The organism is Nonomuraea endophytica (assembly GCF_014203235.1).
Classification (GTDB): Bacteria; Actinomycetota; Actinomycetes; order Streptosporangiales; family Streptosporangiaceae; genus Nonomuraea; species Nonomuraea endophytica.
In genome coordinates, this window is record NZ_JACHIN010000006.1 from 141,385 (window position 1) to 162,701 (window position 21,317).

The 21,317-nt window shown below is 71.6% G+C and carries 21 protein-coding genes; 11 read left to right on the forward strand and 10 right to left on the reverse strand.

All coding sequences use genetic code 11. The features are described from left to right. Position 1: 1 nt before the first annotated feature. Entirely contained in the window at positions 2-337 is a 336-nt protein-coding gene (locus HNR40_RS22780) for an NIPSNAP family protein (RefSeq protein ID WP_221340723.1), read from the reverse strand. Positions 338-426: 89 nt separating this feature from the next. On the opposite strand from HNR40_RS22780, the gene HNR40_RS22785 reads away from it, so the two are divergent. Then, positions 427-1,146, forward strand: a complete 720-nt coding sequence (locus HNR40_RS22785; protein ID WP_184964524.1) for a DUF8817 family protein — start codon at positions 427-429, stop codon at positions 1,144-1,146. Between the two features lie 17 nt (positions 1,147-1,163). On the opposite strand, the gene HNR40_RS22790 is transcribed toward HNR40_RS22785, so the two are convergent. The 3 genes from HNR40_RS22790 to HNR40_RS22800 form a co-directional block, all read right to left on the reverse strand. Further along, a complete protein-coding gene (locus HNR40_RS22790) occupies positions 1,164-1,550 on the reverse strand; it encodes a hypothetical protein (RefSeq protein ID WP_184964526.1) in 387 nt (128 codons plus the stop codon). A 138-nt stretch (positions 1,551-1,688) separates the two neighbouring features. Continuing rightward, positions 1,689-2,180 carry an SMI1/KNR4 family protein gene (locus HNR40_RS22795; RefSeq protein WP_184964528.1) on the reverse strand — a complete coding sequence of 164 codons (492 nt, stop codon included), beginning with the start codon at positions 2,178-2,180 and terminating at the stop codon, positions 1,689-1,691. 66 nt (positions 2,181-2,246) lie between these two features. Continuing rightward, positions 2,247-3,248, reverse strand: coding sequence for a DUF418 domain-containing protein (locus HNR40_RS22800; protein WP_184964530.1), 1,002 nt, complete (start codon positions 3,246-3,248; stop codon positions 2,247-2,249). Positions 3,249-3,361: 113 nt separating this feature from the next. Between HNR40_RS22800 and HNR40_RS22805 the strand changes: the two genes are divergently transcribed. Both HNR40_RS22805 and HNR40_RS22810 read left to right on the forward strand, forming a co-directional pair. Next, positions 3,362-4,462, forward strand: a complete 1,101-nt coding sequence (locus tag HNR40_RS22805) for a sensor histidine kinase (RefSeq protein WP_312896480.1) — start codon at positions 3,362-3,364, stop codon at positions 4,460-4,462. Beyond that, positions 4,459-5,112 carry a response regulator gene (locus HNR40_RS22810; protein WP_184964532.1) on the forward strand — a complete coding sequence of 218 codons (654 nt, stop codon included), beginning with the start codon at positions 4,459-4,461 and terminating at the stop codon, positions 5,110-5,112. The genes HNR40_RS22805 and HNR40_RS22810 overlap by 4 nt, the downstream gene beginning before the upstream one ends. 90 nt (positions 5,113-5,202) lie before the next feature. Here the strand turns inward: HNR40_RS22810 and HNR40_RS22815 are convergent, their stop codons facing one another. Beyond that, entirely contained in the window at positions 5,203-6,009 is an 807-nt protein-coding gene (locus HNR40_RS22815; protein ID WP_184964534.1) for an alpha/beta fold hydrolase, read from the reverse strand. Continuing rightward, complete coding sequence (locus HNR40_RS22820) at positions 6,006-7,214, reverse strand: MFS transporter (protein WP_184964536.1); 1,209 nt, start codon at positions 7,212-7,214, stop codon at positions 6,006-6,008. Before HNR40_RS22820 ends, HNR40_RS22815 begins: the two co-directional genes overlap by 4 nt. A 92-nt stretch (positions 7,215-7,306) precedes the next feature. Between HNR40_RS22820 and HNR40_RS22825 the strand changes: the two genes are divergently transcribed. After that, positions 7,307-8,263 carry a LysR family transcriptional regulator gene (locus HNR40_RS22825; RefSeq protein ID WP_184964538.1) on the forward strand — a complete coding sequence of 319 codons (957 nt, stop codon included), beginning with the start codon at positions 7,307-7,309 and terminating at the stop codon, positions 8,261-8,263. An 88-nt stretch (positions 8,264-8,351) separates the two neighbouring features. Then, positions 8,352-11,495, forward strand: a complete 3,144-nt coding sequence (locus HNR40_RS22830) for a choice-of-anchor P domain-containing protein (RefSeq protein ID WP_184964541.1) — start codon at positions 8,352-8,354, stop codon at positions 11,493-11,495. Positions 11,496-11,516: 21 nt separating this feature from the next. Here the strand turns inward: HNR40_RS22830 and HNR40_RS22835 are convergent, their stop codons facing one another. Both HNR40_RS22835 and HNR40_RS22840 read right to left on the reverse strand, forming a co-directional pair. Further along, positions 11,517-12,590, reverse strand: a complete 1,074-nt coding sequence (locus HNR40_RS22835) for a tartrate dehydrogenase (protein ID WP_184964543.1) — start codon at positions 12,588-12,590, stop codon at positions 11,517-11,519. A gap of 69 nt (positions 12,591-12,659) precedes the next feature. Further along, positions 12,660-13,532, reverse strand: a complete 873-nt coding sequence (locus tag HNR40_RS22840) for a LysR family transcriptional regulator (RefSeq protein WP_184964545.1) — start codon at positions 13,530-13,532, stop codon at positions 12,660-12,662. Positions 13,533-13,658: 126 nt separating this feature from the next. On the opposite strand from HNR40_RS22840, the gene HNR40_RS22845 reads away from it, so the two are divergent. The 3 genes from HNR40_RS22845 to HNR40_RS22855 all read left to right on the forward strand — a co-directional run bounded on the left by HNR40_RS22845 (position 13,659) and on the right by HNR40_RS22855 (position 16,724). Then, positions 13,659-15,011, forward strand: a complete 1,353-nt coding sequence (locus HNR40_RS22845; RefSeq protein ID WP_184964547.1) for a GntP family permease — start codon at positions 13,659-13,661, stop codon at positions 15,009-15,011. Positions 15,012-15,185: 174 nt separating this feature from the next. Continuing rightward, entirely contained in the window at positions 15,186-16,181 is a 996-nt protein-coding gene (locus tag HNR40_RS22850; protein ID WP_184964549.1) for a methyltransferase, read from the forward strand. A 3-nt stretch (positions 16,182-16,184) separates the two neighbouring features. Next, positions 16,185-16,724 carry a chorismate mutase gene (locus HNR40_RS22855; RefSeq protein WP_184964551.1) on the forward strand — a complete coding sequence of 180 codons (540 nt, stop codon included), beginning with the start codon at positions 16,185-16,187 and terminating at the stop codon, positions 16,722-16,724. On the opposite strand, the gene HNR40_RS22860 is transcribed toward HNR40_RS22855, so the two are convergent. Further along, positions 16,706-17,902: a DUF6585 family protein gene (locus tag HNR40_RS22860; RefSeq protein WP_184964553.1), complete on the reverse strand. Its 1,197-nt coding sequence runs from the start codon at positions 17,900-17,902 to the stop codon at positions 16,706-16,708. The genes HNR40_RS22855 and HNR40_RS22860 overlap by 19 nt on opposite strands. Before the next feature lie 410 nt (positions 17,903-18,312). On the opposite strand from HNR40_RS22860, the gene HNR40_RS22865 reads away from it, so the two are divergent. Next, a complete protein-coding gene (locus tag HNR40_RS22865) occupies positions 18,313-18,846 on the forward strand; it encodes a ricin-type beta-trefoil lectin domain protein (protein ID WP_184964555.1) in 534 nt (177 codons plus the stop codon). Here HNR40_RS22865 and HNR40_RS22870 read toward each other — a convergent pair whose 3' ends face one another. Continuing rightward, positions 18,847-19,776 (reverse strand): TetR/AcrR family transcriptional regulator C-terminal domain-containing protein, encoded by a 930-nt coding sequence (locus tag HNR40_RS22870; RefSeq protein ID WP_184964557.1) that lies wholly within the window; start codon positions 19,774-19,776, stop codon positions 18,847-18,849. A gap of 104 nt (positions 19,777-19,880) precedes the next feature. On the opposite strand from HNR40_RS22870, the gene HNR40_RS22875 reads away from it, so the two are divergent. Together HNR40_RS22875 and HNR40_RS22880 are read left to right on the forward strand one after the other, a co-directional pair. Then, positions 19,881-20,456, forward strand: a complete 576-nt coding sequence (locus HNR40_RS22875) for a GNAT family N-acetyltransferase (protein ID WP_184964559.1) — start codon at positions 19,881-19,883, stop codon at positions 20,454-20,456. A gap of 14 nt (positions 20,457-20,470) precedes the next feature. Then, complete coding sequence (locus HNR40_RS22880; RefSeq protein ID WP_184964561.1) at positions 20,471-21,316, forward strand: alpha/beta fold hydrolase; 846 nt, start codon at positions 20,471-20,473, stop codon at positions 21,314-21,316. Position 21,317 lies beyond the last annotated feature (1 nt).

The following is a 21,317-nucleotide window of genomic DNA, read 5'->3' on the forward strand; positions in this document are numbered from 1 at the left end:
GTCAGCGGCGCAGAGCCCGAACGGCTTCCTCCGGCACCTGGATCACGATGGAGTGGTAGCTCTCGATCCGCGAGATGATCTCCTCCCGGGGACCCTTCAGCCAGGCGTCGCTGCCGTAGAACTCCTCCTCCTGATCACGATGCGCCTCAAGCGAGGCGAAGGCCCGGATGAGATAAGCCTCCTCGTGGCCGTCCTCATCCACCAGCGACGCCCCGCTGTCCACGACGTCGATGCCGAACTGGCGCAGCAGAGGTACGGCCAGCGTCGCCATCGCCTGGACGAAGTCGGCACGGGTGCCGGGCTTGAGGCGGTAGGTCCGGAATTCGAGAACCATCATGTCGCTCCCCTTCCACGGTACTGGGGACATCATGTCGTGCCGGGCCAAGCCTCGTGCAGTAGTCAAATTTGTCCAGTAGAGTACTGCGCATGACTGGTGAGAAGACCGTGCCGGCGCTGCCCTGCCGTTCCATCGACGAGATCGCCGAGTTCTACGAGATGCTCGGCTTCACCAGGACCTACTACCAGACCCGCCCGAACCCGTACGTGGCGGTGAAGCGCGACGACATCGAGATCCACTTCTTCGGCATGCCGGGCTTCAACCCGGAAGACTCCTACGGGAGCTGCATCGTGCTGGTGCCCGACACCGGGGAACTGTTCAACGCGTTCGCCGAGAGGATGCGCGTGGCGTACGGCAAGCTGCTGGTCTCCGGCATCCCCCGGATGACCCGCCCGCGCAAACGGAAGAACGTCGACAACCTCTCCGGATTCTCGGTGATCGACCCCGGCGGCAACTGGATCAGATTCTTCGCCGCCAAACCCGACGCCGCGGACACGGACGCACCGCTGACCAAGCTGGCCTCGTCCCTGCGCAACGCCGTGGTCATGGGCGACTCCCACGGCAAGCACGACCAGGCCGCCCGCATCCTGGACACCGCCCTGCGCCGCGACCAGGAGACCGCCGCCCCGAGGGACCTCCTGGAAGCCCTGGCCTACCGCGCGGAACTGGCCGCCCGAGCCGACGACCACCCCGCCGCCCGCGAGTTCCTCACCAGGGCCCGGCAGATCCCCCTCAACGAGGCCGACCAGGACGCCCTGACCGACACCCTCGCCAGCCTCCACGACCTCGACGCCGTCCTGCGCGCCTGATCGCCGGGTTTCAGCGGTCAGCAGGTGACCCTGATCTCGTTGGAGAACTTGAACAGAGCGTCGCCGCCGACCAGGCGCGCCGAGTGCTTGGTGCGCCACGTGTGCTTGCCCGTGCCCTTGCAGAAGTAGGAGATCCCCACGTCCCTGCCGCTTCCGCGCACCGTGACCTCCGGCCCCAGGTTCTCCCAGCCGTACCACCGCTTACGCTGGATCTGCAGCCAGCTCACGCCGGTGCCGCAGTTCAGCTTGCTGCCGTAGCCCTTGATGTAGTTGCCGGACTTACTGGTGAGACCGATGTGCAGCTCGCACTTCGCGGTGGCCGCCTGGACGGGGGCGGACACGACCGCGGTGAGAGGTACGGTGGCGGCGGCCACGAGGATGGCAGTGAGCACACGTTTGGACATTTGAGCGCCTCCGATGCATCTGAACCATGACTGGCCAGAGCGTAGGCAACACCGCTGTCGAAACGCTTTTTCCGCACAACGACGTCGCAGCGCGACACCGCCTTCGCGACCACCCCAGCGCGGGGCGGCGGGTCGCGCTCAGAGGGCCAGCCGCTCCCGGGCGGGCGTCCAGTGCGGCATCTCGATCGTCTCCTCCGCGTCCTCCTCATACCAGCCGGTCTCCGCCAGCCAGGTCTCCAGCCAGCCGGTCAGCTCGTCGGCATCGACGTACCAGGCCAGATGCTCGTCATCGTCGCTGCCCAGCCCGTTGGGTTCGTACAGCAGGACCGTGGCGCGCGCGTGCTCGCAGTCGATCGCCGCGTACATCCCGCACCCCCACTCCAGCACCGGCAGCACGCCCGCGGGCCATCGCTCCTCCTCGCGGGCCGCGATGGCATCCCGCAGGGAGAACAGCTGGTAGTCGGGCCCGAACCCGCCGTCGGCCACCTCCAGGTAGAGGCGCCGTAAGAGCGGTGGCAGCGGGAAGCCCAGCTCCCGCTCGGCCTCCCCGAGCTCGTCGGCGGTCACGGTGGGCGGGAGGGCCTCTTCGGCCGCCTTGGCGATCACCCGCCGGAGCAGATCGTCGGTCATGGCGGCCATCCTGGCAGCCGCCACCGACGTTTCCGGCCCCGGTGGAGCTCACCGAGCACGGGCGGGTCACGGGGTGCGGTGCAGGGCGGGGCGGCGGGCCCAGGTGGCCCAGCGCCAGAGCCATTCGAGCGGCCCCTGCCGGAAGCGGCGCAGCCACAACGTGGACACCACCCACTGGGGCACGATGACGGCTGCAGCGATCAGCACCACCGTCCCCGACGACCACTCATCCGGCGACCCTCCGAGCACGAGCGTGGCCAGCAGGACGAGCACGGTGGCGGTCAGGTAATTGGTCAGTGCCATCCGGCCCAGCGGCGCGAACACCTTCTGCAGCACGGGCCGCAGCGGCGTACGGAGCAGGAGCAGCAGGCCGCACACGTACGCGCCCGCGGTCAGCAGCCCGGCCAGGGAGAACCAGAGGTTGAAGCCCGCCGACCCCTCGGTCCCGATCTGCAGCCACACGGCGGGCACCGCGCCCGCCACGAAGAGCACGAACAGAACGGCCGGTCCGCGCACGGCGTGCTCCATCCGGTCGATCACGCCATAGCGCGTCAGCGCCGAGCCCAGCAGAAACAATCCGGGCACCAGCGGCACCCCGTTGCTGCCGAGGATCAGCGGCGTCACGATGAGGACGGCCGCCAGCCCCGCGACGGCCCAGCGCGGCAGCCAGGTCGAGGGCAGCAGGACCACGAGCCCGACGACCGCGTAGATGGTGAGGATGTCGCCCCGCCACAGCAGGAACATGTGCGCCAGACCGATGGCGACCAGGACCAGGAGCCGCCGCAGCAGCAGGACCCGCGGGCGTGGGACCTGCCGCCTCGCCGACTCCAGCAGCAGCGAGAACCCGACGCCGAACAGCAGCGAGAAGATCGGGAAGAAGCGCTGGTCGACGAAGAGCCCCAGCAGGGAAGGATCACCGCCCGGTGCGGCCGGTGCGGTGCCGCCCATGTGGGCGATCGGCTTGACGTTGGCGAGCAGGATGCCGCACAGGGCGAACCCGCGCAGCACGTCCAGCGCGGCGACCCTCGGCCGGCCGGAGGAGGTCGCGGGGAGCGTTTCTTGTGACATGAGGCTTCATCCTGCGAACCGCGACCGGCTCCCCACATCGGCGGAAAGCAGGGAAAAGGACAGTACCTTTGGCCGGTACAGGCCGGCGGGGTTCCTCTTCTAGCCTGTGTGACGTGCATGTTCTCGAACGGCTGCAGGCGGCGGGGCTCGGTGTCGTGTTCGCGGCGGCCGTGGCCTTCCAGGCGTACCAGGTCGCCGGCAGCTGGGGCGCCGGTCACGGGTTGTTCGGGGCGGCGGTGGCGGTGGTGGTGTGCGTGCTGGCTCTCGTGCGCCAGGCCGGTGTGCTGTGGACGGCGGTCGCGGGCCTGACCGTCGCCGCGCTGGCCGTGCTCGCCACCCGTTTCGTCCCCCTGCCCGCCGAGCCCAGCCCGGCCACGTCGCTGGCGCTGGCGGTGCTCGTCGGCGCCGCGGTCAGGACGCTGCCCGTCCGCGCGGCCGCCGCCGTGGCCACCGCCGGGCTGGCGGTGGTGGCGGGCGGCTTCCTCGCCGATCCCGGCTCGGCGGTGCCGACGTTGAGCGCCCTGGCCTGGCTCGCCGCCGTACTGCTTGGACTCGCCCCCCGGCTCCTCGCCGCCCGCCGCCACGCCGCGGCCGAGCGGGTACGGCGGGCCGAACGCCTGGAGCTGGCCAGAGAGCTGCACGACGTGGTCGCCCACCACATCACCAGCATCGTGCTCCAGGCCCAGGCCGCCCAGCTCGTCACCGCCAAGCACCCGGACAAGACGCCCGGCTCCCTGGCCGGCATCGAGTCGGCGGGCGCGGCGGCGCTGGCCGCGACCCGGCGCGTGGTCGGCCTGCTGCGCGACGCCGCCCCGGCCGGCGAGGGCCACGAGCGGCTCGGCGAGCTGATCGAGGGCTTCGAGGCCCAGGGCCGACGGGCGTACCTGCGGATGGACGCGGAACCGTCCGCATGGCCGCCGGAGGTGAGCAGCACCGTGTACCGGATCGTGCGGGAGGCGCTGACGAACGTCGCCCGGCACGCGCCGCAGGCACGCGAGGTCACCGTCGGCATCACCGAAGACGGGACGGCGGTGACGGTCGCGGTCGAGGACGACGCGCCGCAGACGCCCGCCCGCCGCTACCGCCGCGCCGGGTACGGGCTCATCGGCATGCGCGAACGCCTCGAAGCGCTCGGCGGCACGCTGGCGGCCGGACCGCGGCCCGGCTCCGGCTGGTCCGTCCAGGCGGTCATCCCGACCGGCGGGCGCCGATGACGCCGCCGATCCGGGTGCTGCTGGCCGACGACCAGGAGATGATCAGGGCCAGCCTGCGGATCATCCTGGAGGACCAGCCCGACATCGTCGTGGTCGCCGAGGCCGCCGACGGCGTGGAGGCGATCGAGCAGGCGCACCGGACGCGGCCGGACGTGTGCCTGGTGGACATCCAGATGCCCCGGCTGGACGGGATCGGGGTGGTCCGCGCGCTGGCCGACGCGGAGCCGAGGGTGGTCATGGTGACCACGTTCGACCTGGACGAGTACGTCTACGGGGCGTTGCGGCTGGGGGCCGCCGGGTTCGTGCTGAAGGACGCGGGTCCCAAGCTGCTCGTGGAGGCGGTGCGGGCCGCGTACACGGGGGACGCGCTCATCTCGCCGTCGATCACGCTGCGGTTGCTGAGCCATCTGGCCGAACGCGGGGCGCGGGCCAGGGCGCGGGTGCCGGCGCAGCCGCTGACCGTGCGGGAGGCCGAGATCGTCCGGGCGATCGCCAAGGGGCGCACCAACCAGGAGATCGCCGATGAGCTGTTCCTGTCGCTGAGCACGGTCAAGGGGTACGTGTCCGGCATCCTGGACAAGCTCGGGGTCCGCGGGAGGGTCGAGATCGTGGCCTGGGCCTGGGAGAGCCGCCTGATGGACGGCTCCTGACCGGCTCGCCGGGGGCAGGCGCGGCCGCCCCCGGCCGATCGGTCGGGGGCGGCCGCTTCTTCACGTGTAGGAACGTGCGCCGGCATGGGGTCAGAGCTGGGCCAGGACGGCGCGCAGGGCGGGGGCGAAGCCGTCGGGGTCGTCGGCGAAGCCGGTGTGGTCGCCGGGGAACGAGACGGGCTCGATGCCCAGGGCGGCGCCCAGAGCGCGGGAGGTGCGGTCGCACAGCTGGCCGGCCGACTCCTCTCCGATGCCGATCACGAGGCGCGGGCCCGCGCGCAGCAGGTCCGGGTCGGGAGCCCAGTGGGTGGTGCCGTGCAGCTCGTGGGCGAACCAGCGGCGCTCGTCGGCCACGTGCTGAGGATCGCGCTCGCCGCCGAACATCATCTCCAGCGCGCCGTCCGGGACCGTGATGTTGGCCTGCGCCATGACCTTCGCCCACGCGCCGACCGCGTCGCCGCCGAGGTAGGTGGCAATGAGCTCGTCGGTGAGGGTGTGGAGCTTGTCGCGCTCCGGCAGGAGTTCGATGAGCGGGGGCTCGTGGGCGATGACCGCGCGCAGCTGCTCCGGGTGGGTCTGGGCGAGGGCGAGGGCGGTGATCGCGCCGCCGCTGGAGCCGAAGACCACGGCGGGACCGGCGTCCACGCGGGCCAGCAGGCGTGACAGGTCGTCGGCGCGCAGCTTCGGCGTGGAGTCCTGGGCGGGGTCGTCGAGGAGGCTGCGCTTGATGCCGCGCGGGTCGGCGGTGAGCACCGTGTGGTCGGTGGCCAGCAGGTCGGCCAGCGGGGCGAAGGAGTCGGCGTCCATCGGGGCGCCGACGAGGGCGACGAGCGGGCCCTGGCCGCGTACCTCGAAGTGCAGGCGGGCGTCGGGGAGGTCGAGAGTGGCGACGGTCATGATGTGCTCCTGGACGTGGTGGCCGCGATGGGCCGATTGCGGGTCGCTGACACGGAGACCGCGTTCAGCAGGGGTGGTGCGGCGGTGGCCACGAGCAGCGCGAGCGCCGCCGGGATCACCAGGGCGAGTGGCAGCGTCGCCGCCGTGGCGACGTAGCCGATGAGGGCGGGGCCGACGAGGCCTCCGCCGTAGCTGATGGTGGTGACGGCCGACAGGCGGCGGGCCGCGCCGTCGGCGGCGCCGAGCAGGCTGGCCACGATCGGCCAGACGACGGCCATGCCGGCGCCTGCCAGCGCCCAGCCGGCCATGGCGCAGCCCACCCGCGCCGCCGCGCCGAACGGCAGGACGCCGGCGAGCAGGACGAGGCCGTAACCGGCGGTTGCGGTCACACCGCACAGCCGGATCGTGGTGCGCACGCCGAGCCGGGTGCGCAGCGCGTCGCCGGCGAAGCGGACGAGCGTCATCGCGACGAAGAAGACGGTGTACACGAGCGAGCCGGTGGCGGGGTCCGCGCCCAGGACGCGGGTGGCGTGCACTCCGGCCCAGTCGGTGGCGGCGCCCTCGGTGATGAAGGCCGCCGCGCCGACCACGCCCAGCATCACCATGAGACCGGGCCGCGGCGGGGCCGGGCGCGCGTGCTCGGCAGGCTGGGGGACGAGGCGGAGGCGTGGGTCCGGGGTGCCCTTGACCCCCAGCAGGGCCAGGGCCAGGATGATCGCGCCCGCGCCCATCAGCACCCGCACGTCCAGGCCGGCCCGCAGCGCCGCCGTGATGACCGCGCCGCCCGCCACGGCCCCGAGCGTCCACGTCCCGTGCACCGTGGCCATGATCGGCCGGGCCAGGGAACGCTCCACGGCCGCCGCCTGCAGGCTCAGGGCCACGTTGAGCAGCCCGAACAGCATCCCGAGCACCACCGCCGAGATCATCAGCGTCTCGACCCCGCCGGCCAGCGCCGGTCCGGCCAGCCCGAGCGCGGCCGCCGGGGCGCAGATCCGGAGCAGGCGCCGCCCGGTCCACCGCTCGGCCAGCCGCCCGGCCACCGGCATCGCCACGAGGGCGCCGACGGCCAGCGCCATCAGCAGCCCGCCGAGCCGTCCCGGCCCGAGTTCCAGGCGGGCGTCGGTGGCGGGGAGCGTGGCGCCCCACAGCGCGTTCATGACACCGGTCAGCCCGTAGCTCAGCATGATCGTTCCTCGTCCAGCCATGCCTCGATCCTGGCGGCGGCGCTCGCCTGGGGTCCAACACCTGTTCGAAGGTGATTCACGCGTCAGATGCGTTAATCGGGTAGGAAGGAGGGGTGCCTGACGACGTGGAGATCCGGCTGTTGCGCCACTACGTGGCCGTGGCCGAGGAGTTGCACTTCAGCCGAGCCGCACAGCGCCTGTTCGTGGCGCAGCAGGCACTCAGCCGCGACGTCAGGCGGCTGGAGGACCGGGTCGGACGCCGGCTGCTGGAACGCACCACCCGCAAGGTCACGCTCACCGCGGAGGGCCGGCTGCTGCTGACCCGGGCGCGGGAGATCCTCGGGCTGTTCGACGCGACCATGATCGAACTGCGCGGGCAGCCCCGGTCGCTGACCGTCGACGTGGTCGGCTCCGGCCTCACCCCCGCGCTGGTGCTGGCCGCCGCGCGCGGGCGGGCGCCGGGGGTGGAGTTCTTCGCCCGCTTCCACAGCGGCGCGGAGGCCGCGGTGCCGCTGCTGCTGGACGGGCGGCTGGACATCACGTTCGGCCGCAGCCCCGGCCTGCTGGACGGGGTACGGCAGCGCCCGGTCCGCCACGAGCGCATCGCGGTGCTGGTGCCGGAGCGGCATCCGCTGGCCGAGCTGCCCGCCGTACCCCTGGAGGCGTTGCGCGGCACCAACCCGTGCATCCGCGCGGGCGACCACGCGACGCCCGGGTGGGAGCACGCGCTCCTGCAGTTGCTCGCGCCCTTCGGCGTGGACCCCGCGCTCGCCCACCCGCACGTGCGGGGCGGTGACGAGCTCGCGCAGCACATCCGCGACCGGGACGCGCCGATCCTCACCTTGACCACGCAACCTGACATTCCGGGCGCGGTGCTGCGGCCGCTCGTGGATCCGGTCGCGGTGTTTCCGTGGATGATGATCTGGCGTTCCGACGGCGACCATCCGGGCCTGCGCGCCCTGCGTGAGGCCGTGGACGAGCTGGCCACGGCCCATGACTGGCTGGCCCCGACCGGCGACGCCTGGCTGCCCGAACCCGAGGCGAGCCTGCCGGTGCGCAACCCGCTCTGAGTACGGGGTTACTCATGTTTCCGGCCGTGACGCCCCCGACAGTCACAGGGAGGACATTCCCCTGTGAATCTCTCTGGAGCGGTACATCATGGCACTCTTACCACGCGGCAGATCCGTCGCCCTGATCGGCGTCCTGGTCGCCGCCCTGATGGTGGCGCTGACCGGGTCCGCGTCGGCGGCCACCCAGGTCACGCTGACGGTCAGGATCGACTACCTCAAACAGCTCGACAATCCCGACGACGCCTCCGGCGACGGCGACTACTACCCGGTGGTCCAGATCGCCGACGAGCGCTTCCCCCGGGGCCCGCGCATCGAGGACGACGAGTTCGAGCCCCTCGGCCTGCCCGAGGCGCCGAACGGCTGGGTGTTCAGCAAGGTGGTGAACCTGCCGAACAACGACACGACGGTGGACGTCAACATCGAGATCTGGGACTACGACGACGGCACCAACTTCGGCGACGACCAGATGGACCTCAGCAAGAACGAGCGGGACCTCACGCTCAACCTCAAGTACGACATCGTCAACGCCACCTTCTCCGGCGACAACCTCGCGGTCGGCACCCCCTGCCTGCGCAACGGCGTGCCGAAAGGCCACACCTGCGCCGAGGGCAACGGCGACTTCGACTTCCCCGAGGAGAACGACGGCTACAAGACGATGATCGGCTTCACCATCTCCTCCAACGTCGGCGCCAGCACCGACAGCGACGGCGACGGCCTGACCGACCTGGCCGAGATCCACGGCATCCGCAACGCCGACGGCTCGATGGCGCTGGACCTGAAAAGGTTCGGCGCGAACCCGCTGCGCAAGGACGTCTTCCTGGAGCTCGACTGGACGGCCGGCGAGGCGCCCACCCGCGTCGACATCCAGGCGATGAAGAACGCCATGAAGTCCGCGCCCATCGACAATCCCGACGGCTCGCGCGGCATCAACCTGTGGGTGGACACCGGCAACCTGGTCGACCAGACGGTACGCCGCCAGCAACAGCCCGGCACGTGCTTCGACGACCAGGACAACGGCCTGGACGGCCTGCGCGACGGCGCCGACCCCGACTGCCTGTTCATCGACGCCAGCGCCGAGGACCCCTCCCCCGGCGGCCGGTGCACGAACGCCGACGTGGCCAACCCCGCCTGCCTGGTCGGCGACGATCTCGGCGGCGGCGGCATGGTCGGCGCGCTGAACAACTGCGGCATCGACGCCGCCTTCAACGCCGCCGCCGGCAACACCAACAACTTCGCGGCGGTACGGCGCGGCGTCTTCCGCTACGCCATCAGCACGGCCGAGGCGGCCACCTGCAACATCGGCGGCCAGGCCAGCACCAACAACCGGTTCTTCGTCGACTACAACCACGACGGCGGCACGCTGCTGCACGAGCTCGGCCACACCCTGGGGCTGGAGCACGGCGGCGACGTCACCGTCAACTGCAAGCCGAACTACGTCAGCGCCATGAACTACGACCTGCAGTTCGGCATCCCGCGCGTGGGCGGCGGCCGGATCGTGGACTTCTCGCCGCCCCGCCTGGCGCTGGACGGCACCTCGCGCGGCAAGGTCCTGCGCCAGCTGAACGAGACCGCGCTCGCCGAGCGGCTCCTCGACGCCGACGACAACGAGAACCGGTTCATCTTCGTCAACGGCGACGACCAGGACCCGGGCGTCCCCGGCGTCCAGGGCGCGAAGATCACCGAGGACGTCAACGTCGCCCCCGACTGGAACGGCGACGGCGACAGCGCCGACGACCCGGTCAACCCCGCCGTCAACGTCAACACCGCGGGCCCGCCCGACCCTGTCACCGGCGTCAGGAGGCCGCGCGACTGCGCCACCAACACCAGCAGCGCCGACACGCTGAACGGCTTCGACGACTGGGCCAGGGTGGCGACCTCGCTCGCGTACCCCGGCTTCGCGGGCGGCCTGCGGCGTTCGGACGTGAACGAGCCCGTCGTCGCCGAGCCCGATCCGGAGCAGTTGCCCACCCTCCAGGAGCTGAAGGACAACTGGGAGGCGGTCAACACGACCGACGTCGGCGTCGGCATCACCGCCAGCCCCGATCCGGTGCGCGGCGGCGAGACCCTGACCTGGACGGTGAAGGCCACCAACGAGGGCCCCAACCCGGCCAGCTCGGTCGTGGTCACCACCACGCTGCCCGCTGAAGTCACCTTCGTCGACAGCACCGGCCCGTGCGTCCGGGACGGGTCCAAGGTCACCTGCCATCTCGACGAGCTGACCAGGGGCGCCTCGCGGCAGATCACGATCCGCGCGAAGGTTCAGGACGACGTCGTGCACAGCGGCGACGAGTGCACGATCACCGCGACCGCGGTGGTCGACAACCTCGCCGGTCCCGACCCGAACGCGGCCAACGACACCGCCAAGGCCGAGACGCACGTGCTGGTCAAGACCGGCCTGAAGGTGAACGGCCCGGCCAACGTCGCCAACGACGCCCCGGCCACGCTGAAGGCCACGCTCACCGACGCCGCGGACCGTCCGGTCAGGGACCGGCCCGTGACGCTGACCCTCGGCACCGGCACGTCGGCGCAGTCGTGCCAGGCGCGCACGGACGCCGCGGGCGTGGCGAGCTGCGTGATCACCAGTGTCGCCCAGCCGGCCACCGCGACGAGCGTCGCGATCAAGGCGAGCTTCACCGGCGACGCGTGCTACCTGCCGTCGAACGCCTCCGGCACGGCCAAGCTGCTCTACTACACCGGCCGTTCCCACGCGTTGTCGGTCAAGCCGATCCTGCTGCCGCAGACCGTCGTGGCCGACACCGGCGAGGTGTCCACCTCGGCCAGGTCCACGACCGAGAAGACCACGGCCGCGATCTCGCTCGCGCTGGTCAACGCCAAGGCGCTCAAGGCCGGGGTGGTCACCGGCCTGGGCAGCTCCACCGGGCAGGCGACGGCCGACGAGGTGTCCATCGGGCTGCCCGGCCTGCCGGTCATCAAGGTCGCCGGGGTGCGGGCCACCTCGACGAGCACGTGCGCGCTCGGGACGTACACCGCGAGCGCGACCGGCACGACGACGCTCGGCTCACTGACCATCGGCGGGGTGTCGCACCCGGTCGGCTCGATCGCGCCCAACACCGTCATCCGGGCGGGCGTGGCGACGATCACGCTGAACGAGCAGCGGCCGGTGGCGGGCACATCCGCCGGGATGCTGGTCAACGCCGTCCACGTGAGCGCGCCCGCGCTGGCTGACGTGGTGGTCTCCTCCGCCAGGAGCGGCGTGCACAACTGTCCGTGACCGCTCGATCGAGGAGGCCGTTCACGCCTGGCGTGGGCGGCCTCCTGCCGTGCCGAGCCGGTTCAGCACCTCGGCGGTGAACTCCTTGGTCGTGGCGCCGCCGCCCAGGTCGGGGGTGCGGACCGGAGTCTCGGCGAGGACGGCGCGGAAGGCGGCGCGCACCTCGTCACCGGCCTCGGCGTGGCCCAGGTGGTCGAGCATCATGGCGGCCGACCAGAGGGCGCCGACGGGATTGGCGACGCCGGTCCCGGCGATGTCGGGGGCCGAGCCGTGCACCGGTTCGAACATCGACGGGAAGTCGCGCTCCGGGTTGAGGTTGGCGGCCGGGGCCAGGCCGATGCCGCCCGCGACGGCCGCGGCCAGGTCGCTCAGGATGTCGCCGAACAGGTTGGAGGCCACGATGACGTCGAACTCCCTCGGCCGCAGGACGACCTTCGCGGCGAGCGCGTCGATGTGCTCCTGGTTCCAGGAGACAGCGGGCAGCGCGCGTTCCCTGACGAGCTCGTCCCAGAAGGGCATGGTGTGGATGATGCCGTTGGACTTGGTGGCCGAGGTCAGGACGCCGCGGCGGCCGGCGGCCAGCTCGAAGGCGTAGTCAAGCACCCGGGTGACGCCCGCCCTGGTGAACACCGACTCCTGGACCGCCATCTCCTCGGGGAAGCCGCGGTTGAGGCGGCCGCCGATCTCGGAGTACTCGCCTTCGACGTTCTCCCGCACCACGACGAGGTCCACGCCCTCGGCGTCGCGCAGCGGTCCGGCCACGCCATCCAGGGTCGTGATGGGCCGCAGGTTGACGTACTGGCGGAAGGTCCGGCGGATCGGGATCAACAGCCCCCACAGCGACACGTGGTCAGGCACGCCCGGCCGCCCGACGGCGCCGAGCAGGATGGCGTCGTGGTGCCGGACGCGGTCCAGGCCGTCGGCGGGCATCATCGCGCCCTCGCGCTCGTAGCGCTCGCACGACCAGTCGAAGGTGTCGTAGCCGAGCGTGAAGCCGTGCCTGCGGCCGACGGCGTCGAGTACGGCGGTCGCGGCGGGCAGCACCTCGATGCCGATCCCGTCGCCGGGAATGAGGGCGATGCGGTGGGAGGTCATGGCGCCATTGAGCCGGAACCGGCGGGCCGAGGTCCAAGACGAGGATCGTGGCCGTCGTATAGGCGTTCGCTATATCGCCGCGACGAACGCGCGGGCCAGGGCGCTGACCGGCTCGGTGCGGTGCACCAGTGAGACGTACAGCAGTTCGTCCAGTGCCAGGTCGCGCACGACCAGCCCCATCGGCTCGGCCAGCCGCCGCCACGAGGCCGCGACGACGGCGATGCCGACCCCGGCCAGGACCAGCGGCAGCAGCGCCTCGCGGTGCTCCATCTCCACGGCGATCGCGGCTCCCGGCGCGGCGGCCAGGATCTGGTCGGCGGCCCTGCGCATCCCGGTTCCCGGCTGGCCGACGATGAGCCGGGCGCCGCCCAGCAGCGCGGGCGCGACGGGGCCGTCGCCCTCGGGCAGGTCGGCCGCGGCCTGCGCGACCAGGACGAACGGCTGCTCGGCCACCGGGTGCACCACCAAGTCCGGATCGGGGCCCGGGCGGCCGAGCGTGGCGATGAGGCCGAGTTCGGCGGTCCCGGTCCGCAGGGCGGCGGCCACGTCGGCCGGGCGGTCGGCGGCCCGTACGGAGACCTGCACCCCCGGATGCCGCCGGCGGAACGCGGCCACCAGTTCGGTCAGCGGGCTGACCGCCTGGCTGGGCATGGCGGCGATGGTCAGCTTCCCGGCCAGCAGGCGTTCCACCTCGGCCACGCTCTCGGCCGCCGCCTCCAGCCAGCGGGTGACCTGGCGGGCCGGGGTGACCAGGGCCTCGCCCGCCGGGGTGAGCACGAGGCGGCGGCCGTGCCGGCGGAACAGCGGGGTGCCGAGGCCGCGCTCCAGCTTCTTGATCGCCTGGGAGACGGAGGGCTGGGCCACCCACAGCTCCTCGGCCGCGCGCTGCACGCCGCCGTGGTCGACCACGGCGAGGAAGTAGGCGAGCTGGCGAGCGTCCACGTCCGTCTCCACACCCCCGCTTCCATAGGCGCTGCCTATGGAAGAACGACAAAGTTCATCGTGGACAGTATGCCGGGTGGCCTGCCTGACTGGGGATTGCCCCGTCACCCCCCGAGGAGGGCCACTGTGAGCAACGCTCTGCTCCTGACGATGACCGGCGTCGCCATCCTGGGCGTCATCGTCACCATCACCGTCTGGAAGATCCCGCCCGTCATCGCGCTGCTCCTCGGCACGATCTTCCTCGGGCTGACCACCGGCGTCGGGGCCGAAGGCACCACCAAGGCGATCACCGCCGGGTTCGGCGAGGTGATGGCCGACATCGGGCTGCTGGTCACGTTCGGCGTGCTGATGGGCTCGCTGCTGACGCTGACCGACGCGCTGCGCCGGCTGATCGAGCTGATGCTGCGCGTCTTCGGCGAGCGCAGCATCCCGTACGTGTTCGCGGTCTCGCTCAGCTCGCTGTTCACCTCGATCTACTCCGACGTGCTGCTCGTGCTGACCGCGCCGCTGGCCCGCCGCCTCGGCCCGCGCCTGGGACGGCACGGCAAGGCGCTGATGGGCGGGGCGCTGACCGCCGGCATCGAGGTCGGGCTGGTGTTCGTGGTGCCCGGGGTGGCGGCGCTGGCCGTGGCCGGGCTGCTGGACGTGCCGCTCGGCCAGATGTTCTGGTACGGCCTGATCGTCGGCCTGCCCACGGCCGTGCTCACCATGCTGGTCTTCGCCCTGCTCACCCCGCGCGCCCTGCGCTGGAACCCGGCCCTGGACGAGATCCCCGACGAGGAGCCCGCCGGCGGCGGCGCCCCGGCGTCCGGGGCCGTGCTGGTCAGGCAGGAGACTCGGGCCGGGCTCGGCGTGTCGCTGCTGCCGGTCGTCGCCACCCTGATGCTCATCGCGCTCGGCGCGCTGGCCGGCAACCTCGGCTGGACCTCGCCGGTGCTCGGCTTCGTGACCGATCCGGTGGTGGCGATGTTCGCCGGGGCGACCGCGTCGTACCTGCTGACCAGCCGCACGCACTCCCGCGCGGAGATCCACGCCGCGATGGGCCAGGGGTTGTCGTCGTGCGGGCCGATCCTCGTGCTGTCGGGCATCAGCGGCTCGCTCGGGGCGGTCATCGAGGGTTCCGGGCTGGCCAAGGTGCTCGGCGGCGCGTTCGGCTCCAGCTTCCTGCCGCCGCTGATCCTCGTCTGGCTGGTGGCCGCCGTGCTGCACATCGCGCTCGGCTCGATCTCGGTCGCCGCGATCACCGCGGCCGGGATCCTCGCGCCGCTGGCCGGTTCGCTGGACACGCCGCTGGTGTTCGTGGCGCTGGCCGCCGGGTCCGGCGCGTTGTTCCTGCCGCATGTGAGCAGCAACTTCTTCTGGATGTTCCAGACCATGCTGGGGCTGTCGACACGCGGCACGTTCAAGACCCACTCGCTGGCGATGTCGCTGTCGTCGGTCATCTCGCTACCGCTCATCCTGCTGCTGGCGGCCCTTTGAGCACCCCGGCCATGTAGGCGAGGCCTCCCGGTCGCTCATGGCTTCGTCCGGCCAGGCCGCGAAGTCATTCCCGGTCTCCAGCGCGCCCGGCCTTCTCGCGGTGTGGCCGATCACGAAGGGCTTGCGGGAGTACGCTCGGCTTGATCTCGATCTCGCGAGAAGGGGCTTCCGGCCATGACAGCGTGGGAAGAGGCGTGGGCGGTGCTGGCGCCGGTGACCGACTTGGTCACCCCGATGGCGGTGCGGGTGGCGGCCACACTGCGGCTGAGCGATCTGATGGGCGACGAGCCGGTGCCCGTGCTGGAGCTGGCCCGCCGTTCCGGCACGGACCCCGATGCCCTGGTACGCCTGCTGCGCCACCTGGTCAGCAGGGGTGTCTTCGCCGAGCCGGAGCCGGGCGCCTTCGCCGTCAACGGGCCCGCCGCGCTGCTGGCCGCCGGGCATCCGTCCGGGATGCGGGCGCGGCTCGACCTGGACGGGTTCGGCGGGCAGATGGACCTGGCGTTCACCGGGCTGCTCCACACGGTCCGCACCGGGGAACCGGCGTGGAAGACGGTCTTCGGGGCGGACTTCTGGTCCTATCTGGCGGCCAATCCTCAGATGAGCGCGACGTTCGACGCGATGATGGCGGATGGGGCCGACTATCTCGCCGACGCGGCGGCGGGCTACGACTGGTCCGGTGTGCTGCACGTGGTCGACGTCGGCGGCGGGGCCGGGATCCTGCTGGCCGAGGTGCTGGCCGCCCACCCGGATCTGCGCGGCACGCTGGTGGACCTGCCCGACACCGTGGAACGCGGCCGGCGGCACCTCGCCGGGCTGGGGCTTGACGCGCGGTGCTCGTTCGCCGGGCAGAGCTTCTTCGATCCGCTGCCGGCCGGCGGCGACGCGTACGTGCTCAGGCGGGTCATCCACGACTGGAGCGACGACGACTCACGGCGGATCCTGCGGCGGTGCGCCGACGCGGCCGGGCCGGAAGGGCGGGTGGTCGTGATCGAGCAGCGCGCCGATCCGGCCATGTTCGCCGAGATGGACCTGCGCATGCTCGTGCTCAGCGGCGGGCGCGAGCGCACCGCCGACGACTACACGGCGCTCGCCGCGGGGGCCGGGCTCCAGGTCGCCGATCTGCGCGACACGCCGCTCGGCCACCTCGTCCTGGTGCTCTACCGTTGAGTGATGCTGGTTGTGACCGTGCTGCTGCTGTCCGTGACCGTCGTTCCGGACATCTCGGGTTTCGTGGCGCTCGCCGCTGATCGGATCGAGCTGGCCGATCAGGTGGCCGCCGCCAAGTGGGGCACCGGTCAGCCCATCGACGATCCGCCCAGGGAGGAGCAGGTGCTGGCCTCGGTGGCCGAGCGGTCAGTACGGCTGGGCATCGACCCGGCCTCGGCCACCGCGGTCTTCCGGGACCAGATCGAGGCGAGCAAGCTGGTCCAGCGCGCCCTGTTCCGACGCTGGCACGCCGACCCCGGCTCGCGGCCGACCCACCGCCCCGACCTGCTGACCGAGGTCCGCCCACGGCTCGACCGGATCACCGAGGACATGCTGGAGGCACTCAAGGCCGCGGAACGGGCCCGTGCGCTGCCCTCCTGCGAACGGAAGCTGACCTGGGCCGCGTTCCGCGTCTCCGCGCGGCGTGACCTGGACCGCCCGCACCGCGCCGGCCTTCACCGCGCGCTCGGGTCCTTCTGCGGGGCTCAGTTGGTGTCGTGGTAGACCATGGGGCCGGCCGCCTCCAGCGCCGCCTTCGACGCGTCGGTCAGCCACGGCTTGGTGCTGCTGCCGTCGGCGAGGTTCTCGTACAGGGCCAGGGTCGCGATGACGTAGCGGTGGTTGTGCTGGGTCCAGCCCCAGATGTACGCCGAGGACCAGCTGCCGCGGCCGTTCGCGCACAGGCCGGAGCCCGGACCTTTGAGCGGGCACATGAAGCCCCAGTCCCGTGAGCCCGCCGGCAGCTTGTCGAACGTGCGCTTGGCGGTGCTCGAATCCTTGAACGGGATGACCCGGATCACGACCATGATCCGGTTGTTCTTCGTCGAGTTCGCGCTGGCGTAGACGCCCGAGATCATCTCCTTGCAGCGCCCGCTGCGCAGCAACGTCCGCACCCGCCCTTCCTGGAACCAGGCGGGGCAGTCGTCCGAGCGGGTCCCCTTGAGGTTGTAGCGCACGCCCTTGCGGGTGGTGAAGGAGTCGGCCAGCAGCGCGCCGCTCGTGATCGGGGTCTGGTCGGTGTCCTCGTCGTCGAGCGTGGACGCGTCGAACGGCTCCTCGGTCGGGGTCGGCTCGGTCGTCGGCGAGTACGTCTCCGAGGGCTCCGGCGTCGCCGAGGCCGTGTCGGACGGCGTGGGCGTCGGCGTCTCCTGTGAGGCGGTGATCCCCTCCCGGACACCCGTCTTCACCAGCCGCTTGACCACGACGATCCCGCCGGCCACCAGGGCGATGACGAGGAACGTCGCGACCCCGCCGACCACCCAGCCCAGCCGGGACCCCGAGGCGCGGGCCCCGCCCTTGAGCTCCTCGATGAGCGTGAACAGGACCAGGAAGTTCGGGAGGTCGCGGACATACGTGGTGGTGAGGGGCCGCCACTGCTGCCGCACCTTGATCGAGGCGACGCCGTTCTCGACCCCGATCTCGCTGATCTCCGCCCACGGCACCACGCCGGTCGGGGTGAGCAACGCCTGCTGGGTCGCCGCCACCTCCCCGAACGCCACGGTGCTGCCCGCCTGCAACGCCGCCCGGGCCTGCGGCAGATGCGTCCGCAGGACCGCCCCGTGAATGGCGGGCCCCCACTGCTCCGGCCGTTCGAACCCGTCGATCACCACGGGCGCCGAGACGCCGTCGCTCAGCGAGTACACGCTCCGGAACGGATCGATGACGTCCTTCAGCACCGTCATCGACTCCCACCGGAGCCCCTGAACCCGCCCATCCGGCAACCGCACGACCAGCCCGTGCTCGAAGAGGTGCAGCTCCCGATCCCAGGGAGTTCCCCCGTCAGCGGGCCCATAGACCGCCTCAGGCCTACCAAGTCCATTTCGGGCGGCTATGTCCCTGATCTGATCATTCACGAGCCTATGATCTAACATTTCCAGTCAAATCGGGCCACAGACCCAAACTCCACCCTGTGATCTGCCTCCCGGCGCCAGGGCGGTTCCTTCATCCGGTGTGGTTCCCGGGCGGGTGTGATCTACGTCTCGGGTGGGTGAAGCGGTATTTGTGCGCTGACCACGACGGGCCCCGGCTGTGTACTGGTGCCGCCTTGAGCCGGTCGGTCTCAAGGGACGTCAACCAGGGGGGTTCTTTTCTCATGTCCGCATCACACAACCTGCGCCGTTCCGTCGCGATGACGCTCGCCGCGGTGAGCCTGTCGGGGATCGGCGCGCTGGTCGCCTCTCCGGCGCACGCCGAGGTGTTCAAGGAGCTGGAGTACCGGGGGGACAGCGCCAGGACGGTGCTCACGGCCTCCGCCAACTTCAACGGGGCGGATGTCGTGCTGAGGAGCGACACGAACAGCACCTTCGGCCAGTGGGCGCAGACATCCACCGTCTCGTCCGGCGGCGGGCAGCCCGCGTTCATCTACACCCTGCGGGCCAGCATCAACAGCGGCGCTCCGCTGTGCCTGACCGCCGCGGGCACGGTGAGCGTCACCGTGGCGGCCTGCGACAACAGCGACCGCCAGAAGTGGTTCCACCCGACCGCCGTGGTCGGCCCGGGTGGCACGCTGCCGACGAAGAACGTTCAGACGCTCCGGCACATCGGTCAGAGCCAGTCGCCCAGCGCGTCTCCGGTGACGCAGTTCGCGCAGATCGGGGTGCACTTCTGGGCCAAGCGCACCGTCTGATCATCGGCCCCCGGCTTCCTGGCCGGGGGTCTCGATGAGGGTGGCGAAGCCGTCGAGGTGGCGGGCCAGGCCGTACTCGAACAGGCCGTCGGCGTCCGCCACCTCGTCGTCGGTCAGCGTGGCCAGCAGCGGGAAGCGTCCGGAACGCAGGAGTTCGTCGGCCCTTTTGCGCTGGGTGAGCCACCATCGGTCGAGGGTCACGCCGGTCTCCTGCTCGGCTTCGATCTCGTCGGCCATGGACAGCGCGACGGTGAGGACCAGCGTGTGCAGCGTCAGGGCCTCACGGATCCGAATCGACATGGGCAGGCCGAGCCCGTCCAGCGCGCGCAGGGTCCACTCGGTGTACGCCATCACGTTGGGCACCAGCATCGGACGGGTGAAGGAGACGGCCCGGGGCAGCCAGAGGTGCCGGCGGCAGAGCTCCCACTGCAGGCGGGAGATCAGTTCGAGCTTGGCCCGCCAGCCGTCCGGCCCCGGGTCGGGGAGCTCCTGTTCGCCGAAGACCTCGTCGGTCATCTGCGTCACCAGTTCGTCCTTGCTCGACACGTGCCGGTAGAGCGACATCGGGCCGACGCCGAGTTCGGCGGCGAGCCGTCGCATGGACACGGCGTCGAGGCCCTCCGCGTCGGCGATCGCGACGGCGGCGCGGAGGGTCTGTTTCCTGTCGAGCGCCTGCCGTGGCGCCGGTTGCCGCTTCGTGCCCGTGCGGCCGCTGACCACGGTGCCGGCGCCGACCTTCGTCTCGACCAGGCCGTCGTCGCGCAGGGTGGCCATCACTCTGGTGGCGGTGGCGACCGCGACGCCCCATCGCTGGGCGATCTCCCGGATGGACGGCACCCGGTCGCCGGGCCGCAGGCGGCCGTTGACGATCCGGGCGCGGATCTCCGCCGCGATGTGCCGGTAGGGAGGTTCCGGACGCTGCGTCGCCATGACGCTGGAGTGTACTAGTTCAATCGCCGCCGTCGCTAGTGCACTTTCGCCCGCTAAATCCTGGAAATATGCGCCTGTGGGTAGTGGGCAAATACCCTTCAAACATGACAGTCGATACACCGTACGCATCCATCCGGCGGGCGGACGAGGCGGAACGGCAGGCGGTGCTGGACGTCCTCACCGAGGCGTTCATGAACGACCCCCTGGTCCGCTGGCTCTACCCCGAAACGGGCCCGCGAGGCCCACTCCAGGCGCACTACTACCGCCACCTGCTCACCCACCCCACCGCCGAGGCGTACCTGGCCGGTGACAGCCAGGCCGCCGCCATCTGGCTGACGCTGCCCGCGGACCACACGCCCGACGAGGAGCCGGGCGGCGGCGAGCGGCTGCGGGCCCTCGGCGAAGCGCTGGCCCCACGGCACCCCAACGGCGAAAGGCACCTCTACCTCCCCTGCATGGGAGTGGTCACCGGGCGGCAGGGCGCCGGACTCGGCTCGGCGATGCTCCGGCACCGGCTCGAACGAGCGGACGCCGACCGGCTTCCCGCGTACCTGGAGGCGAGTTCGCCCCGCAGTCGCGCCCTCTACCGGCGCCACGGCTTCGAGGATCTCGGCGAGCCGGTGCGCGTGGCCGGCAGCCCGCCGCTGTGGCCGATGTGGCGCCACCCCCACCCCAACTAAGGAAGAGAACGACCATGACCACCCTCGTCTTCATCCACGGCACCAACTCCTCGTCCTCCTGGGCCACCGGCCTGACCACCGAGCTCACCCTGCGCGGCCACCGGTGCGTGGCCATCGACCTGCCTGGACACGGGCAGGAGGCCTTCTACCCCCGCCCCTACCAGGCCCCGCAGGACCTCCAGGCGCTGGCCGCGGAGCCGTCCCCGCTCGCCAAGATCACCATCGACGACTACGTCGAGCGCGTCGTGGACGTGGTACGCCGCGCCCGCCGCCACGGGCCGGTGGTCCTGGCCGGCATGAGCCAGGGCGGCGTCACCGTGAGCCGGGTCGGCAACGCCATCCCCGACCTGCTCGACCGGGTCGTCTACGTCGCCGCCTACTGCTGCGTGGACCTGCCGAACCTGACCGCCTACCTCGGAACACCGGAGAACAAGGACAGCCTGGTCCACAGGTTGAGCGCCGCCGTGGTCGCCGACCCCGCGGTGCTCGGGGTGACCAGGATCAACTGGCGCTCGGCCGACCCGGCGCTGTTTCAGGCCGTCAAGGAAACCCTGGCCGCCGACTTCACCGACGAAGGCGTGAGCCGGCTCCTCAACGCCCTCGAACCGGACGAGACGGCGAGCATCCCGCTGGCCGAGGCCCGGGGCGAGGCGCACACCTGGGGCCGCATCCCCCGGACGTACGTCCGCCTCACCCTCGACCGGCTGATCCCGCTCGCGCTGCAGGACCGGTTCATCGCCGAGGCCGACCGCCTCACGCCGGACAACCCGACCGACGTGCGCAGTGTCGCGGCGCCGCACGTCGGCCCGTTCGACCGGCCGGAGCTGGTGGAGATCTTCTCCGAGCTGGCCGGCGGCTGAG